15 protein-coding genes are annotated in these 15847 nt (G+C 31.6%); 7 read left to right on the plus strand and 8 right to left on the minus strand.

Annotated features, from left to right (window positions below; genetic code table 11):
• Positions 1 to 8 precede the first annotated feature (8 nt).
• Complete coding sequence (locus B4H69_RS01960) at positions 9 to 1049, plus strand: PorT family protein (protein WP_115002306.1); 1041 nt, start codon at positions 9 to 11, stop codon at positions 1047 to 1049.
• 154 nt (positions 1050 to 1203) lie between these two features.
• On the plus strand, positions 1204 to 1653 hold the full coding sequence (locus B4H69_RS01965; protein ID WP_147280029.1) for a hypothetical protein: 450 nt from the start codon (positions 1204 to 1206) through the stop codon (positions 1651 to 1653).
• 34 nt (positions 1654 to 1687) lie between these two features.
• Here B4H69_RS01965 and B4H69_RS01970 read toward each other — a convergent pair whose 3' ends face one another.
• The 4 genes from B4H69_RS01970 to B4H69_RS01985 are packed head-to-tail and all read right to left on the minus strand — an operon-like array spanning position 1688 to position 4250.
• A complete protein-coding gene (locus B4H69_RS01970; RefSeq protein WP_125348911.1) occupies positions 1688 to 1975 on the minus strand; it encodes a hypothetical protein in 288 nt (95 codons plus the stop codon).
• A complete protein-coding gene (locus B4H69_RS01975) occupies positions 1976 to 2473 on the minus strand; it encodes a YkgJ family cysteine cluster protein (RefSeq protein ID WP_180905451.1) in 498 nt (165 codons plus the stop codon).
• The gene (locus B4H69_RS01980; protein WP_180905450.1) at positions 2455 to 2886 is read right to left on the minus strand and encodes a pyrimidine dimer DNA glycosylase/endonuclease V; all 432 of its coding nucleotides are present in this window, start codon (positions 2884 to 2886) and stop codon (positions 2455 to 2457) included. The genes B4H69_RS01975 and B4H69_RS01980 overlap by 19 nt, the downstream gene beginning before the upstream one ends.
• Positions 2887 to 2894: 8 nt before the next feature.
• A complete protein-coding gene (locus B4H69_RS01985) occupies positions 2895 to 4250 on the minus strand; it encodes a hydroxymethylglutaryl-CoA reductase (RefSeq protein ID WP_180905449.1) in 1356 nt (451 codons plus the stop codon).
• A gap of 177 nt (positions 4251 to 4427) precedes the next feature.
• On the opposite strand from B4H69_RS01985, the gene B4H69_RS01990 reads away from it, so the two are divergent.
• From B4H69_RS01990 to B4H69_RS02005, 4 genes are all read left to right on the plus strand, one after another.
• The gene (locus B4H69_RS01990; RefSeq protein WP_291092540.1) at positions 4428 to 6587 is read left to right on the plus strand and encodes a S9 family peptidase; all 2160 of its coding nucleotides are present in this window, start codon (positions 4428 to 4430) and stop codon (positions 6585 to 6587) included.
• A 171-nt stretch (positions 6588 to 6758) separates the two neighbouring features.
• Positions 6759 to 8243 carry a peptide MFS transporter gene (locus tag B4H69_RS01995; protein ID WP_180905447.1) on the plus strand — a complete coding sequence of 495 codons (1485 nt, stop codon included), beginning with the start codon at positions 6759 to 6761 and terminating at the stop codon, positions 8241 to 8243.
• 29 nt (positions 8244 to 8272) lie between these two features.
• The gene (locus B4H69_RS02000) at positions 8273 to 10357 is read left to right on the plus strand and encodes a peptide MFS transporter (RefSeq protein ID WP_180905446.1); all 2085 of its coding nucleotides are present in this window, start codon (positions 8273 to 8275) and stop codon (positions 10355 to 10357) included.
• Positions 10358 to 10372: 15 nt separating this feature from the next.
• Positions 10373 to 10816, plus strand: a complete 444-nt coding sequence (locus B4H69_RS02005; RefSeq protein WP_125348917.1) for a thioredoxin family protein — start codon at positions 10373 to 10375, stop codon at positions 10814 to 10816.
• Here the strand turns inward: B4H69_RS02005 and B4H69_RS02010 are convergent.
• Positions 10806 to 12770 (minus strand): ComEC/Rec2 family competence protein, encoded by a 1965-nt coding sequence (locus B4H69_RS02010; protein WP_291092541.1) that lies wholly within the window; start codon positions 12768 to 12770, stop codon positions 10806 to 10808. The genes B4H69_RS02005 and B4H69_RS02010 overlap by 11 nt on opposite strands.
• Before the next feature lie 76 nt (positions 12771 to 12846).
• On the opposite strand from B4H69_RS02010, the gene B4H69_RS02015 reads away from it, so the two are divergent.
• Positions 12847 to 13284, plus strand: a complete 438-nt coding sequence (locus B4H69_RS02015) for a DUF2141 domain-containing protein (RefSeq protein ID WP_260391932.1) — start codon at positions 12847 to 12849, stop codon at positions 13282 to 13284.
• Positions 13285 to 13300: 16 nt separating this feature from the next.
• On the opposite strand, the gene B4H69_RS02020 is transcribed toward B4H69_RS02015, so the two are convergent.
• The 3 genes from B4H69_RS02020 to B4H69_RS02030 are packed head-to-tail and all read right to left on the minus strand — an operon-like array spanning position 13301 to position 15648.
• A complete protein-coding gene (locus B4H69_RS02020) occupies positions 13301 to 14650 on the minus strand; it encodes a hypothetical protein (protein WP_291092542.1) in 1350 nt (449 codons plus the stop codon).
• Positions 14637 to 15194 (minus strand): RNA polymerase sigma factor, encoded by a 558-nt coding sequence (locus B4H69_RS02025; protein ID WP_038333274.1) that lies wholly within the window; start codon positions 15192 to 15194, stop codon positions 14637 to 14639. Before B4H69_RS02025 ends, B4H69_RS02020 begins: the two co-directional genes overlap by 14 nt.
• Before the next feature lie 13 nt (positions 15195 to 15207).
• A complete protein-coding gene (locus B4H69_RS02030; RefSeq protein ID WP_125348920.1) occupies positions 15208 to 15648 on the minus strand; it encodes a hypothetical protein in 441 nt (146 codons plus the stop codon).
• Positions 15649 to 15847: the final 199 nt, after the last annotated feature.

A 15847-nucleotide genomic window follows, 5' to 3' on the forward strand; every position in this document is an offset into this window, starting at 1 on the left:
GCAAGATTATGATAAAAAAACTTATCGTAGCAGGATTATTATGCTTATCAGCTACATCACTATATGCTCAAAAATTTACATTTGATTTGAATGATAAAAATGAAGAAAAAATCAGTCCAATTGTAAAAGATCGCATCAGCGAATTTACGTTAGTGATTCGTCAAATTGTTCAGGAAGAAAAATCTGCAATGGAAAAGAAAATTGCGGCAGTTGACAAAGAATTAACAGAAGGAAAACTGAATGCTTCTGAGGCTACAGCGAAGAAAGAAGCGATTGCGAGCGTGTATTCGGGAACGATAAATGATCGTATTCAGGAGGTAAATTTCAATTTAGATGATATCATCAAACAACAAGTTGCATTTTCGATTATGAACGGCGAAGATCCAATTACGCCAAAAACGAAACAAGATGTGACGAAACGTTACCGAATTGCGAATCAAATTAATGGTTATGCTTCTTTTGGATACATGGCGTTTACAGGAAAAAAAGATGAGGAATTGAACAAACACGAGAAGTTTTCGAGCAACATTACAGTAGGTTTAATGTACGAAAGACAATTATCGTTAACAAGTCCTGTTAACTTTTTGGCAGGAGGATTATTTTCGTGGAGAACGTATCGCATCGACGATGATATGCGCTTTAATCGTGATGAAAATGGAAATGTTGGCTTGGTAAAAAGTGATAAATCGTTAGATAAATCGAAATTGCGTTCGGCCTATTTTATGGTTCCGGTTGGATTTAAATACAACTTTTCGAAAGTCAAAAATATTACCGATGATTTTGCATATCGTCCGCAAGGAAAACACTATATCGCAGCGTATATGTATGGAGGAACGTTGTTATCATCGAATAATATTTACAAAGGAGATGGTGTTCGCAACAAAGAACGTGGAAATTATAATGTGAATAATTTTATCTACGGAGCTGAAATAACAATTGGTTTAGGATTGATTGATGTTTTTGTAAGAAAAGATTTGAACAATTATTTTAAAGATAACACATTTGATAATCGTAAAATGATTCAGTTTGGCATAAATCTTGGATTATAACAATTATCTCAATCATAGTTTTAGTATTGAAATTTTATAACATAACATTTTTTTTAATATAATGAACCTCAGATTTATCTGAGGTTTCTTATTTGTAGAAAAATTTTCTAAACCTGTTCAAAAAAATTGTAAATTAGTACAAATCCAATGAGAGATGGTAAAATCTAAACTTAGTTGGCAAACACTTCTTCTCGTCATCATTTTTCTATTATTAATGATGGTTAACTTCACGTTTGTCAAAGCTTTTTGGTTTGGAGGAAATTTTTGGATAGACGAACCTTTTTTACGCATTGGCGTTTTCATGATTTCTTTACTTGCATCGATGTCTATTTTATACGATTTAACGTTTAATTTGACCTTATTTACGTTAAAAGAAGAAACGTTCGAAATCAGAACAATTTTCAAAAAAGATGAAATTCCATATCGAGCAATTTATTATTTGTACGAAGAAGAAGACATTTTTCGCTTGAATCGCAATCAAATTCTAACTATTCAAACCAAAAAATCAAAGTTCAGATTACGAAGTTTTTTTGATTCAAATTATGATCAAGTAAAAACTAAACTAACCGAAAAAGCAGAACAATACGTTAATTTATTAGCTTAATGATATTAAAAAAACGTCGCTCATAGACGACGTTTTAATTATTACTATTATTTTTTAAGTAAATCAAAATGTTTTGAATCAGCACTAAAATTGCAAGCGACGTAAAAAACATAAAGCCAACATAAATGGCAACTTGTTTGTCTTGACCAATTTTTATGAAGATAAAATAAGCCAAAAGCGTTCCCATGATTTGCATCAAAACGGCGCGCCAAGCAATTTTTTTTACAACAGTAGCATCTTTGGTTCTAAATCCAGCAATTCCTTGATAAATTGTCGGAAATATCAACATAATAAATGCGATTATTTTTAGAGGTGTTTCCATTTATACTTTTATTTCTTTCTGCATTTGTTCCACAACTTCGTAGGTTGCAGGACAAATTAGCGTGTTTTTTAGGGTAAGATGATTAATTTGATAAAACTTTTTGCGATCTGTATGCGGATATTCACGGCAAGCTTTTGGGCGATCTTCGTAAACCAAACAATAATTTTCACTATCCAAAAACGGACAAGGAACTTGCTGCAAAACGTAGTCGTTATCCTCATCAATTCGTAAATATTTATCAATAAATTGACTTGGTTTGATACGAAAAACATGCGCTAAACGCTCAATATCTTTTTGTGTAAAAAGCGGACCAGTTGTTTTGCAACAATTCGCACAAGAAAGACAATCGATGCGACTGAAAACATCTTCATGAATTTCTTCCATTTTTTGATCCAAGTTTTTAGGTGGTTTTTTCTTCAACTTCTCCAAAAACTTTTTGTGTTCGCGTTGTTTTTCTTTTGCTTTCGCAAAATATTCTTCTAAGAAATGATCTCCCATTTTTCTATTTCTCCTTCTTTTACTTCGAAAATCTCAGCGCAATCAACCATTTTGAGGTTTTCAACTTGTTTGAATCGCTCAGGATCTCTTTGTTCTAACTTCTTTAATAAATGGTTGAATTCATATTGCATTTGACCTATTGTGACGTCAATTTTAATCTTTTTGAAATCAAAATCAATTTTATTTCGGTCAAAGTTATAGCCTCGTCTTGTGGCTTCGTCCCAAACTTCTGCTAAATATTGATTAATCGCTTCAAGCGGTTTTTCGACAGCTTTGAAGCGAATTAATTGCGGATGATTTTTATAACCTTTTGTATTGCCTTCCAAAACATTTTTTGCCAAAAGCGTTTCGCGCCATAGTGCTACAATTCCTTTTGCATCGAGATATTTCGGATGAACAGACCAAATTCGCATTTGTTAGATTATTTATCTTTTTTGATGTCTTCTACATTTTCTACACCACGTAATCTGCAAAACTCTTCGATGACATTGTGATGAGAAACCGTTTTATCTTTAAAATAATTGACAAAATATTTCTTTTCTTCTTCTGTTGCTTCCAATTGATTCAAGATATTCATCAAGTGCATTTTCATGTGACCTTTCTGAATTCCAGTTGTAACCAAAGAACGCAACGCACCAAAGTTTTGCGCTAATCCAGCAACAGCAACAAACCCCATCAATTCTTTAGCATTTGGTTTTCCAAGAATTCCCATCGCTAATTTTACTAAAGGATGCAAAGCTGTCAATCCACCAATTGTTCCAAGAGCAGTTGGTAAATCAATCCAAAAACGGAAAATTCCATCTTTTACTTCGCAATGTGTTAATGAAGAATATTGACCATCTTTTGCGGCATATGTATGCGCACAAGCCTCTACAGCACGGAAATCGTTACCTGTTGCAATCACAACCGCATCAATTCCGTTCATAATTCCTTTGTTATGCGTTGTTGCGCGATAAGGCTCTATTTCTGCAATTCGAACCGCACGAGAAAACTTCTCGACAAATTCTTCTGAGGTTACATTCCCTTCTGCTAATTGCTCAACAGGACAAGAAACTTCTGCACGAACAATACAATCTGGCGTATAATTCGATAAAATACACATCACGATTTGAACTGAATCTTTTTCATCATCTGTAAAAGTAGAATCAGCTTCGATTTCGTTTCGTAATGTTTTGGCAAATTGCTCTAAACATGAATTGATGAAGTTTGCACCCATCGAATCCATTGTTTCGAAAGAAGCTTTTATTTGATAATAGTTTTCTAAATCAGCTGTTTTATCAATTAATTCCAAAGCCAAAATACCACCACCGCGCGCACGCATGTTTTTTGTGATATCATTTGTCGTTTTGATTAATTGATTTTTAATCGTCGTTTCAAATGCATTTTGCAACTTTTCTTTGTCACCTTCGTACATAAAATGCACGTGACCTAATTTTGTTGTTGATAAAATAGTTGTTTTGAAACCTCCACGTGTTTGCCAAAACTTGGCAGCTTTAGAAGCAGCAGCAACAACAGAAGACTCTTCAACCGCCATTGGAATAGCGTATAATTCGTCGTTGATTAAAAAGTTTGGCGCTAAACCAAACGGCATATAGAAATTAGAAACTGTATTTTCTGAAAATTCGTCGTGCAGTTTTTGTAAATCTGCATCATCATTCCAATATTGTTTCAATACTTTGATGGCAGATTCATCACCATTCAAATATTCATTGACAACCCATTCAATTTTTCCTTCTTTCGATAATTTCGAAAAACCTTCTACTACTTGATGCTTCATATTGGATACTTTTTTATAAGACAAAATTACAAACGTTTTGATTGATAGAATGTATAAAAATACTTAAAACTTTTTGTACATCTTCTATTTATGTTCATTATTCGGTTGAAAGGGGTTTTCTAAAAAATATAATTGTTTATATTTGATTGTTTGAACTCACATGATTAGAAAATTAATATGAAAAAATTTATTTTAAGTTTAGCTGTCCTTGCGATGGGCGCTTATTCTTATGCACAACAAATAACCATTGAAGGGATATATGGCGGAAAATACCGCGAAAATTCATTGTACGGTGTGAACTCATTGAACGATGGAGAGAATTATACTATTCTGACAAAAGACGGATTGGTAAAACGTTCGTACGAATTGACATTGAAAAAAGGTCAGACTTCTGATGTAGTTGTCGTTCCAGGGAAGTTTGAAGGCTATGAATTTAGTTCTGATGAGCGTTACGTTTTATTACAAACTAATTCGCACCAAATTTATCGCCATTCGTTCACAGCAAAGTTTGAAGTATATGATACGCAAACAAAATCGAAAGTATTGTTATTTGATGGAAAAGGAATTCAAGAGCCTTTGTTTTCTCCAGATGCGTCTAAAGTAGCTTTTGCTTTTGAGAATAATTTATATATTCAAGATCTTAAGTCGAACAAAGTAACGCAAGTTACGACTGATGGTAAAAAGAATAATATTATTAACGGGATTAACGATTGGGTTTACGAAGAAGAGTTTGGTTTCGTAAGAAATTTTGATTGGAATGCAGATGGAACTTCGTTGGCTTATGTTCGTTTTGACGAATCGAAAGTGAAAGAAATTAATATTCCGATTTACCACAACAATCTTTATCCACAAGAATTACGTTACAAATACCCAAAAGCAGGGCAAGACAATTCAGAAGTTTCGTTACATGTCTTTGATACGAAGAATAACTCAACTGCAAATGTTAATTTAGGAGGAGTTCAGAATTATTACATTCCGAAAATTAAGTTCTCTACAAAAGCGAATTTATTAACGGTTGTAACGTCTAACCGTCATCAAAATAATATAGATGTTTCGTTTTATGATATCAACGCGAAAAAAATAAATAAATTATTTACAGAAACAAATAAAGCGTGGATAGAAACGGATAATTTAACGTTAGAATTTTTAGCAGATAATTCGTTCTTATGGACTTCTGAGCGGGATGGAAATAACCATATTTACCATTATGCAGATAGCGGAAAGTTAATCAATCAAGTAACAAAAGGAGATTGGGAAGTAACGAATTACTATGGATATAATCCTGGAAATAAAACACTTTATTATCAATCTAACTCGAATAACGGAAAACGTATTTCGACAGAAAGACAAATTTCATCAGTTAGTTTAGATGGTAAGAAAACAACAATGTTGACGAAAAATAATGGAACAAATTCGGCTGCTTTCAGTAAGAATTTCACATATTTCATTAATACTTTTTCGAATATAACAACTCCAAAAACAATTAGTTTAGTAGAGTCTAAATCTGGAAAAGATTTGGGTGTTATTGTTGACAATACTTCTTTAAAAGATAAATTGACTACAGATAATATTGGTACAAAAGAATTGTTTGTGTTGAAAACTGCGGCAGGAAACGAGTTGAATGCCTATGTTATCAAACCAAAAAACTTTGATCCAAACAAAAAATACCCAGTTTTGATGTATCAATATTCTGGACCAGGTTCTCAGAATGTAAACAATGCTTATTTCAACTCAAATGATTATTGGCACATGATGTTGGCGCAAGAAGGTTACATCGTTTTCTGTGTTGACGGTCGTGGAACGGGATACAAAGGAGAAGCTTTCAAGAAACAAACATATTTGCAATTAGGGAAATATGAGGTAGAAGATCAAATTGCTGCGGCAAAAGAAATTGGTAATTTACCTTATGTAGATAAATCTCGTATCGGAATTTGGGGTTGGTCTTACGGAGGATTCATGGCTTCGAATGTATTATTCAAAGGGAATGATGTGTTCAAAGCGGCAATTGCTGTTGCTCCTGTAACAAACTGGCGTTATTATGATTCTGTTTATACAGAACGTTTTATGCGTACACCAGAAGAAAATGCAGCTGGTTATGATGACAATTCACCAATTAATTATGCAAACGAGTTGAAAGGTAATTTCTTATTAATTTCTGGTTCTGCTGATGATAATGTACATCCACAAAACACATTCGAATTATCGGAAGCGTTGGTACAAGCGAACAAAGATTTTGATATGGCAATTTATACCGATAAAGATCACGGGATTTATGGTGGAAACACGCGTATTCAGCTTTACCGTAAAATGACAAACTTTATCAAGAAGAATTTGTAAGAAAAAAGCTGTATTTATTAGAATACGCCAATGAATAAGATGAAACATTATTCAAATTGACAAAAATCATACATTAAACAAAAAAAACCTCTGCATTGTCGGAGGTTTTTTTTATTTTCGTTGATTGCTAATAAAATCTAAATGATATATTAGCGCTTAGTTAAAGAAATTATGAGTCAAAAATTAACTTTAGAGCAAATTCAAAACTTTGAAGGGAAATACCCAAAACAGCTTTGGCATTTGTTTATGGTAGAAATGTGGGAGCGTTTCTGCTTCTATGGAATGAGAGGAGTTCTTGCCATTTTTATGGTAGATATGTTGGGATTAACGGATGCAGAATCAAATTTAAAATATGGAGCAATCCAAGCTTTTGTTTACGCATTTACTTTTATCGGAGGTATTTTTGCAGATAGAATCTTAGGGTTCAAAAAATCATTAGTCTTCGGAGGGTTGGTAATGGTTGCAGGAAACTTATTAATTGCAACAGATCCTCATCAATTTTTCTATTACGGAATTACATTAAGTATTATTGGAACAGGTTTTTTCAAACCAAATATTTCTTCGATGGTTGGAGAACTGTACAAAGCAGATGATCCAAGACGTGATGCCGGATTCGGTTTATTTTATTCAGGGATTAACATAGGTGCATTTTTAGGAGGTATAGTTTGTGTTTATTTAGGTAAACAAGTTGGTTGGAATTATGCTTTCTTAGCAGCTGGTATCGTAATGATAATTGGAGTTGTTTTATTCTTATTTATCCGTAACGAGTTAGGGCCAATCGGAGATTCTCCATTAGAAAAGATGGATCCTAAGAAAAGATTAATTAGAGAAGTCGCAGTATATGTAGGAGCATTGGTTTGTATTCCTTTAATTTTTATCATGATTCATAATACAGCATACACAGATATGTTTATGTTTACTGTAGGACCATTGGCTATTATTTATTATTTAATTCAATTATATAAAATACCAAGTTCTAAAGAAAAAAGTAAGTTTATTGCTGCTTTTATCATGATTACGTTCTCTATTTTATTCTTTGCAATTTTTGAGCAAGCTGGAGGTTCTTTGGCATTGTTTGCAAACAAAAACTTACATTCAACTTTATTTAGCGTTCCATTAGATCCAAACATTGTAAATAATAGTGCAAACTCATTGTATGTTATTATTTTCTCACCTTTATTGGGATTAGTTTGGTTATGGATGGCGAAAAAGAAAATTGAGCCAAACACAGTTGTAAAATTTGGTTTAGCTTTCTTGATGTTAGCAGGGGCTTATTATATCTTCTATTCATTAAAATTCTTTGCTGACGAAAATGGATTATCATCATTAGAAATATTTGCATTAGCATATTTTGCAGTTACAATTGCAGAGTTGTGTTTATCACCAATTGGATTATCTATGGTAACAAAATTATCTCCAAAACACTTAGGAGGAATGATGATGGGATTATGGTTCTTAGCATCTGCTTACGGGCAATATTTAGCAGGTATTTTAGGAGCTGGAATGTCAGATCCTAGTCCAACAGCATCTTTAACAGATAAATTAATGGCTTACACAGATGGTTATCAACAATTGGCAATTTACTCTTTAGTTGCAGGTGTTATTGTCATCGTATTGTCTCCATTTATTCGCAAATTAATGCAAGACGTAAAATAACTTTTAAGATATACTTTTAACAAACAAACATGAGTTCAAAATCGGAAAATTTCTTTGATTCAAAAGTACTAGGACATCCGTCGGGATTGTTCGTGCTTTTCTTTACAGAGATGTGGGAGCGTTTTTCATTCTACGGAATGCGCGTTTTATTAATTCAGTTTTTAACAGCTGCAGTTATTGGGTTAAATCCAGGTTGGGAATGGTCTATAGAAAAAGCAACCGCTTTATATGGAACATACGCAATGTTACTTTACATTACGCCCATCTTTGGAGGGATTATTGCCGATAAATACATAGGTTATCGTTGGGCAGTTGTAATTGGTGCGATTATTATGACTCTTGGTCATGCATTTATGGCTTTTGATACACCTATCTTTTTATATTTAGGATTGGCGTGTTTGGTTATCGGAACAGGATTCTTTAAACCAAATATGACATCTATCTTATCAGAAATGTACAAAGACTTTCCTGAGAAAAAGGATGGTGCTTATACAATTTTCTACATGGGAGTTAACGCTGGTGCATTCTTCGGAATGATGTTGTGTGGATTCTTAGCAGAAAAAGTTGGATGGCACTGGGGATTCGGTTTAGCTGGAATCTTCATGTTATTGGGTACATTACAGTTCTGGTTAGCAAAACCATTATTTGGGCATATCGGTGAAGTTCCTTCAAAAACAGGAAATCAAATTACTGCTGATGATGATACACCAAAATATGAGCCAGGAGAAAAACCAAATCCTTTTACAGTTTTAGATCAAATCTTAATCGTTATTATGACGCTTTTAGGATTAGGCTATGCGTTCAATGATCCGTTAAATGCAATTGGTGGAATTAACTTATTCCCATTCTCTATCGGAGGTTTATCAGGACAAAATGTCGTTATTTTAGTAGCATTATTCTTGTTCTTCTTTGTGGTAATTCGTCGTTTGGCAAATTATACAAAAGTGGTTCGTGATCGTATGATTGCGGTAATTATTTTTGCTTTCTTCGTTATCTTCTTCTGGATGTCTTTCGAACAAGGAGCTACATCATTAGTAATCTTTGCGCGTGATAATACAGAACGTAACTTAATTGGAGGTGCTGCAATGGCATTCAACGTTTTCAATACATTATTAACAGTTGTTCCATTATTGTTCATCTCGTATGTATTGATTTTATTAGCAAAACAAACATTTAAAAAAGCGGCTTTATCTAATGTTGTTTTAGCGTTTACTTTCTTAGGAATTTGGGCTGCTGCAATTTGGATGTTAAACTATAACTGGACTTCTCACTCTTACGATGTTTCTTACCAAGCAATTGAAACGGCTAAATTAGACGACTCTGGTAAACAAGTGATGAACGAAGAAGGTCAACCTGTTTTTGATAAAACACCAGTTACGGCTTCTTATGTTGCAAATTCTACAGATAAAATTGTTACTGAAACAATTAATTTAGCTTCTCAAGACGCTTTAACAAAAGGTTCAGATATTAGCATTCACAAAGAAGGAGATAAATTTGTATTAGTTTCTCCAGAAAGTTTAGTGAAATTAGATACTGAATATAAAAATCAAAACAAACCATCTGAAGTTGTTCCTGCGAAAGTAGCAGAGATTAAAGATTCTCAAGTAGAAATTACCGTTTCTTGGTTCTCTACATTAAACTCTTTCTTCATCATTGCATTAGCTTCATTAGTTTCTCGTGTTTGGGATTCTAAATACAACCCATCAGCTTCTGTAAAATATGGTTTAGGATTAATCATTATGGCAATCGGATTCGGATTCTTAGCTTTCGGTTCTTACGGAATTTCAGAAGGCGTTCGCGTTTCTATCATCTGGTTAGTATTAGCTTATTTGTTCCATACATTGGGCGAGCTCTGTTTATCTCCAGTTGGACTTTCGTACGTATCAAAATTAGTTCCAGCACGTATGATTGCATTTATGTTCGGAATGTGGTACCTTGCAATTGCAATTGGTAACAAATTGGCAGCCATTTTAGGAGGTCAAATCGAAAATATTACAAAAGAATATTCGTTATCAACTTTCTTCTTAATTTTTACAATTGTACCAATTGTAGCAGGTTTAATCGTTATCGCATTAAATCCAGTTATGAAGAAATTGATGCACGGAGTTAAATAATAAAGATTGAAATTTATGAAATCAAGCTTAGCAATCGCTGCCCTAATTTTATCATCATTTCTTTTCGGACAAGAAATTAAATGGTTATCATTAGACGAAGCAACAAAGGAAATAAAAGCACATCCAGAAAAACCTGTATTGATTAATTTTTATACAACTTGGTGTGGATTCTGTAAGCGTTTGGACAAAGAAACTTTTACAGATAATAAAGTCGCAGATTATGTAAACAAAAATTATATTGCGGTAAAATTTGATGCAGAAACAAAGGATATGGTAAAATTTATGGGAATTCAGTATACATATATTGCGCCTGCTAAAGCGAATTATATGGCATATGCCTTTACAAACGGACAATTGAGTTATCCTGCAACTGTTTTGATGAACGGAAAAGGAGATATCAACAAAGTCGTTTTGGGTTATCGTAGTTCAACAGATTTCATAAACGATATCAAAATTTAATCGAGAAATAACCTTGTTGAGAGGTTTTCCATAAAACAGAATCAGAAGTTTTTTCGAGTTCTGTAACAATAGAAGGGTAGTTGCTGGCATCAGCAATTACCCTTTTTAAATTTTCATTATTTTCGAAAGGATAAAGCCTTGATTGATGAATTAACACATAAAAAGGAATATCAGAATGTTCTTCATTTAATAAGAGCTTAAATGACTTCGTTTCAATAGAATTTGGATGTTTGATAAAATGTTGATGTTTAAAGTCTGAATCATAAGAGTAGAAACTAACATCTTTTATTCTTTCGTGAATTTTATAAGGTTTAATAGTAAAATTATATGTTTTTTCATCCAAAGGATTTTCACTTAAAATTGCTAAACTTCGTTGATTTCTTATTCCGATAATACTATTTTTATATTGATTAAAAACGATCAATTCATTCGAATGATTGAGTTGATAAACTTGATAATATCGTTCAGATTCAATTAGAAATAAAGAAATTAAACAAACAAATAATGCTAGTTTAGATTTTTTTAGGAATAATGGTTTTGATGCATATAAAATAACGCCAATCAAAATCGCGGTAAATAAACTGATGTAAACATCTTTTGCAATAAACTTGAAGTTCGCTAACCAATAAATATATTGATTTGAGTAATAGATAAAATGATTGAAAATCCACGTATAGATTGGAATATTAAGATCAAAAATGATGAGAAGAATGCTAATTATACCGCCACAAATCATAAAAAAGGAAGCAGGAATCAAGACTAAATTTCCAAATAAAAACAATCCTGAAAATTGATTAAAATACAAGACCGAAATTGGTAAAGTTCCTAATTGAGCAGATAAACTTGTTTCAATCATAATCTTGATTTTCTTCAGGAAACTATTTTTAACTTTCCAATAATACTCAAAAATTGGATTGAGCCAAACAATGAAAAAGACCGCTGAAAAACTCAATTGAAAGCCAACATCAAACAAATAATTAGGTTGAAAAACTAGAATGATAAAAGCAGAAAGTGAAAGTGTGTGGAAAATATTTTTTGGTCGGTTGAGTAATTCGCTAATATAATAAATGGTAATCATCAACGCAGAACGAAAAACTGGCGGTTGTAATTCGACATAAAAAGCAAAGATCCAGATAAATATTAAGCTAATAATTATTCTAATTTTCCGACCTTGTTTTAGCTTTAATAATGGTTGTAAAATGAATTGTAAAATGATGTAAATCATCATCACATGTAAACCAGAAATGGATAAAATATGCACAACTCCTGTTGCTACATAACTTTGATTGAGTTCTTGCGAAAGCTCCGTTCTATCACCCAAAAGCATAGACGAAATAATCGCTCTACTTTCAAGGGAATAACCTTGTTCTGTTAGTTCTTTTCGAATCTTGACTTTCGATTTGGCAACCCAATTTCGAAATCCATTTCCTTCTTTGTGAATAGAAATAATTTCATTTGTAAAGATTTGAGAATAAATTCGTTTTCTGTTTAAGAAACGTTTATAATCAAATTGATATGGATTTAACGGTTTTTGGATTTCTCTTTTTTCTCCTAAAATTATGATTTCATCATTGGGATATAAAATTTGTTGTTGAGGTTTGATATGAAGTAAAATTTGCTCATTCGTTTCAATATCTTTTACAACGTAATTGGTATATTTTTCGGTAGAATTAGAACTATAAACGACTTTTAGTAAATGAATTCTCGAAACAGATTCGAAATCAATTTTTGAATGTCTATTATAATTTTGATGAATATAATAGCCTAAAATCATCGAAATGCCTAAAAAAGTGATTATATTTTGACGATTATTATTTTTTAACAAAGAGATAAAAAGTAGAATAATTAATGAAAAAAATATAATTCGTAAATTTGTAGCAGGAATTAATAATTCGGATAAAATTATTCCGATTGAGAAACAAATTGTTAGGGTAAAAAAGAGATACTTTTTCATCCTAATAATTTATAAATTTTTTTACAAATAGTAGGTTTTAATTATTTGTAAATGAATTGATTAAAAAAATAAAAAAATGAAGAAGATTCTTATATTAATTGTGTTATTTTTTACTCAAATGGCAATGGCTCAAATTGATGTAAAACTATCAATCACAAACCTTAAGAAAATGAAAGGAAATTTGGCTATAGAGTTTTATAGAAATGTAGAAAATTATACAAAAGGTCAAAATGCATTCAAAAAATTGTACGTTCCAGTTGCTGATATAGACAAGTATGAAACGGTTTTTAAAGATATTGAGCCAACATTTTATGCGGTAAAAGTGTATTTGGATACGAACAATAATAAACAGCTTGATAAAAGTTTTTTGGGTGTGCGTAAAGAACCGTATGGTTTTTCTAAGAATTTAGATCCTATTTTGCGTGAGCCAACTTTTGAGGAAGCCAAAGTGGATATGACTGAAGAAAATAATACAATTGTAATCAAATTAAACAATAACAAAGGCGAAGAATAATCTTCGTCTTTTTTTGTTAAAATTTAATTGAAAAACCTATATTCAATCCTAATAAAGAAGGATTTTTAGCATCTACATTTTTCAATGGATTTAGCATATATCTATAATTTGGTTCCAAATTTATACTTGATTTATTTGATAAATTATACTCTAACTTAACTCCAGCGTTAGCGCTATAACTCGAATTATTTAAGTTATTTGCTTCGCCTAATTTATAATTTGATCTTGTATTAGTATCAGCTAATGAAATAGAATTTTTCGTTACAGCAAAATAACTTCCTCCCGCTATTGCTAGAATATTGAATTTATCAAAACTTGCCAGTTTATATTCAATTTCTAATGGAACTTCGATGTAATGAACTTTTTGTTCCATAGTATTGGTTTCAGAAGACAACATGGTCATTGTCGTATGTGATGTATTATCACCTACAACTCGAATATTCGAATGATATGTGATATTGTTAGATGATTTTGGCATGCTTGCAGAAAGTGCATAAACACCTGTATTGATTCCCGAATTTATATTGGTTGTATTTTGTTCCAACTCAACTTTTGCAATTCCCGAACGAACATTTATCTTATCATTTAATCGAACAGAAACTTTTGCGCCATAAGCAACTGTAATGTTATTTTTGATGTTGTAATCATTAAATTCATTTGCTAAAATAGATTTTGATTCTAACACTTTTGTTGGATTGATGTACGAAGAAATCGTCAGAAGTGGAGATTTCTGTTTGATTTCTACTTTCTCTTTCTTTTTTTCCTCTTCTTGAAGAACTAATTCTAATGGTTTTTCTTCTAAAATTTTAGGATTAGTTTCTTTTTCAGAAACTTCATTTTTTGGATTGATTGAAGAATTATTTTGTACAAAATTATCTTTTTGAGTTGAATTCTTTTGAGATAATTCTAGTGTTTTATCTTCTTTTTGATTTGGAATTGTATTCGAAAATAAAGTTGATTCTCCAATTATATTTTCAAAATATGAACTTGAACTTTGAATTGTTTTTTGATTTGATTTAGAAGATTTTTTTACAGAAGAAACAATCTTATTATCAAAAGACTTTTCATTTGTATGTTCAATATTATTCCAATCTTTTTTGATAGATTCTTTAGAAGTCGATTTCGTTTTTACAACTTCATTAGTCGGAGTATGATTAACGTTAACCGCATCATTTTGATTAAAATAATAAATAGAAATTCCCGTAACTAAACACGCTGCTGTAGAACCAATCCAATAAAATAAAGGAATGATGCGTTTTTTCTTTTCTTTCTCGTCTAATTTCTCTTGAATATTTTTCCAAGCATCCAAAGGAGGAAGTTGTGGTTGCGAGAGTTTATCTTTAATATGTTGATCAAATTTGTTCATCTTCTGTGACAGTTTTTAATTGATTGAGTTTTTGTTTTAATAAATTTCGTGCTCTTGATAAGTTTGATTTTGAAGTTCCAACCGAAATGGTCAGCATTTCTGCAATTTCTTGGTGCGAATATTCTTCAAAAACGTAGAGGTTAAAAACTTGCCTATATTGTGGTGGAAGATTATGAACGGCTTCTAACAACTGTTGATAATCAAAATCTTCTTCAACTTCGTCGTCATCTTCCTGTGTGATAATGAGATTTTCGAAATCTTCAAAAGGTAAATTATTCTTCTTTTTTAGTTTTTCTAAATTAAGATTTACCATTATCCGTTTCATCCAACCTTCAAAAGATCCTTCGAACTTGAATTGATTTATTTTATTGAAGATATGAATAAAACCCTCTTGAAAAATATCTTGCGCATCTTCGTAATTTTCGGCATAACGAAGACAGATCGAGAACAAAACAGGCGAAAACTCAACATAAATTTCTTCTTGAGCTTTTCTATTTTGTTCTTGACATTGCTTGATTAAAATTTCAAGAGAGTCACTATTCAAAACTTATTGGACTTTATTTTTCTTTGATATTTAACACAATTGATTCATAAATTGGTTCAGTTGAATTTGGTTTATTTCCCGTCCAAAATCTTAATGTGTACTCACCAGCTTCTTTAGGTGTAAACTTCAAAGTTTTTGTTTCGTACGAAGTATTTTGCGTGCAGTTTCCATTACTTTGACTTGCATAAACACCAATGTTGTGTTTAAAAGTTGTACTTCCTTGTAAAGAGCTAAATTGAATAAAATTTTGACAAGAATTTGTTTTTTCGTACGTTACTCGAATATTTGTAGTTTTTCCTACTGGCTGAATAGAGTCTTCATGAACATTAATTGCCGTTGTTGCTAAAAAACCATAATTCATATAATCTGAGTCATCATTATTTAAACAACTAAATGTTGATAAACCTAAAATTCCTACCAAAGCAAACATGCTTAATCTTTTCATTAATTTCATTGTATGAGTTTTAATCGTTATAAAAATAAGATATAGATTTTAGAAAAGGTTGCGTGAAAGAATAAGAAATTAATATATAGAATAAGAAAACCCCTTGAAAATCAAGAGGATTACTTTGTTAGAATAGGTGTAAACTTTAATTAAGTCAATCCTGAAACATTTTAATAATTAGATCTGAATGACATCTATAGCTTACAAG

The organism is Empedobacter sp. UBA6745 (assembly GCF_002453775.1).
GTDB lineage: Bacteria > Bacteroidota > Bacteroidia > Flavobacteriales > Weeksellaceae > Empedobacter > Empedobacter falsenii_C.

Coding starts and splice junctions, on each gene's coding strand:
- B4H69_RS01960 (WP_115002306.1), top strand. CDS start 9: ATGATAAAAAAACTTATCGTAGCAGGATTATTATGCTTATCAGCTACA.
- B4H69_RS01965 (WP_147280029.1), top strand. CDS start 1,204: ATGGTAAAATCTAAACTTAGTTGGCAAACACTTCTTCTCGTCATCATT.
- B4H69_RS01970 (WP_125348911.1), bottom strand. CDS start 1,975: ATGGAAACACCTCTAAAAATAATCGCATTTATTATGTTGATATTTCCG.
- B4H69_RS01975 (WP_180905451.1), bottom strand. CDS start 2,473: ATGGGAGATCATTTCTTAGAAGAATATTTTGCGAAAGCAAAAGAAAAA.
- B4H69_RS01980 (WP_180905450.1), bottom strand. CDS start 2,886: ATGCGAATTTGGTCTGTTCATCCGAAATATCTCGATGCAAAAGGAATT.
- B4H69_RS01985 (WP_180905449.1), bottom strand. CDS start 4,250: ATGAAGCATCAAGTAGTAGAAGGTTTTTCGAAATTATCGAAAGAAGGA.
- B4H69_RS01990 (WP_291092540.1), top strand. CDS start 4,428: ATGAAAAAATTTATTTTAAGTTTAGCTGTCCTTGCGATGGGCGCTTAT.
- B4H69_RS01995 (WP_180905447.1), top strand. CDS start 6,759: ATGAGTCAAAAATTAACTTTAGAGCAAATTCAAAACTTTGAAGGGAAA.
- B4H69_RS02000 (WP_180905446.1), top strand. CDS start 8,273: ATGAGTTCAAAATCGGAAAATTTCTTTGATTCAAAAGTACTAGGACAT.
- B4H69_RS02005 (WP_125348917.1), top strand. CDS start 10,373: ATGAAATCAAGCTTAGCAATCGCTGCCCTAATTTTATCATCATTTCTT.
- B4H69_RS02010 (WP_291092541.1), bottom strand. CDS start 12,770: ATGAAAAAGTATCTCTTTTTTACCCTAACAATTTGTTTCTCAATCGGA.
- B4H69_RS02015 (WP_260391932.1), top strand. CDS start 12,847: ATGAAGAAGATTCTTATATTAATTGTGTTATTTTTTACTCAAATGGCA.
- B4H69_RS02020 (WP_291092542.1), bottom strand. CDS start 14,650: ATGAACAAATTTGATCAACATATTAAAGATAAACTCTCGCAACCACAA.
- B4H69_RS02030 (WP_125348920.1), bottom strand. CDS start 15,648: ATGAAATTAATGAAAAGATTAAGCATGTTTGCTTTGGTAGGAATTTTA.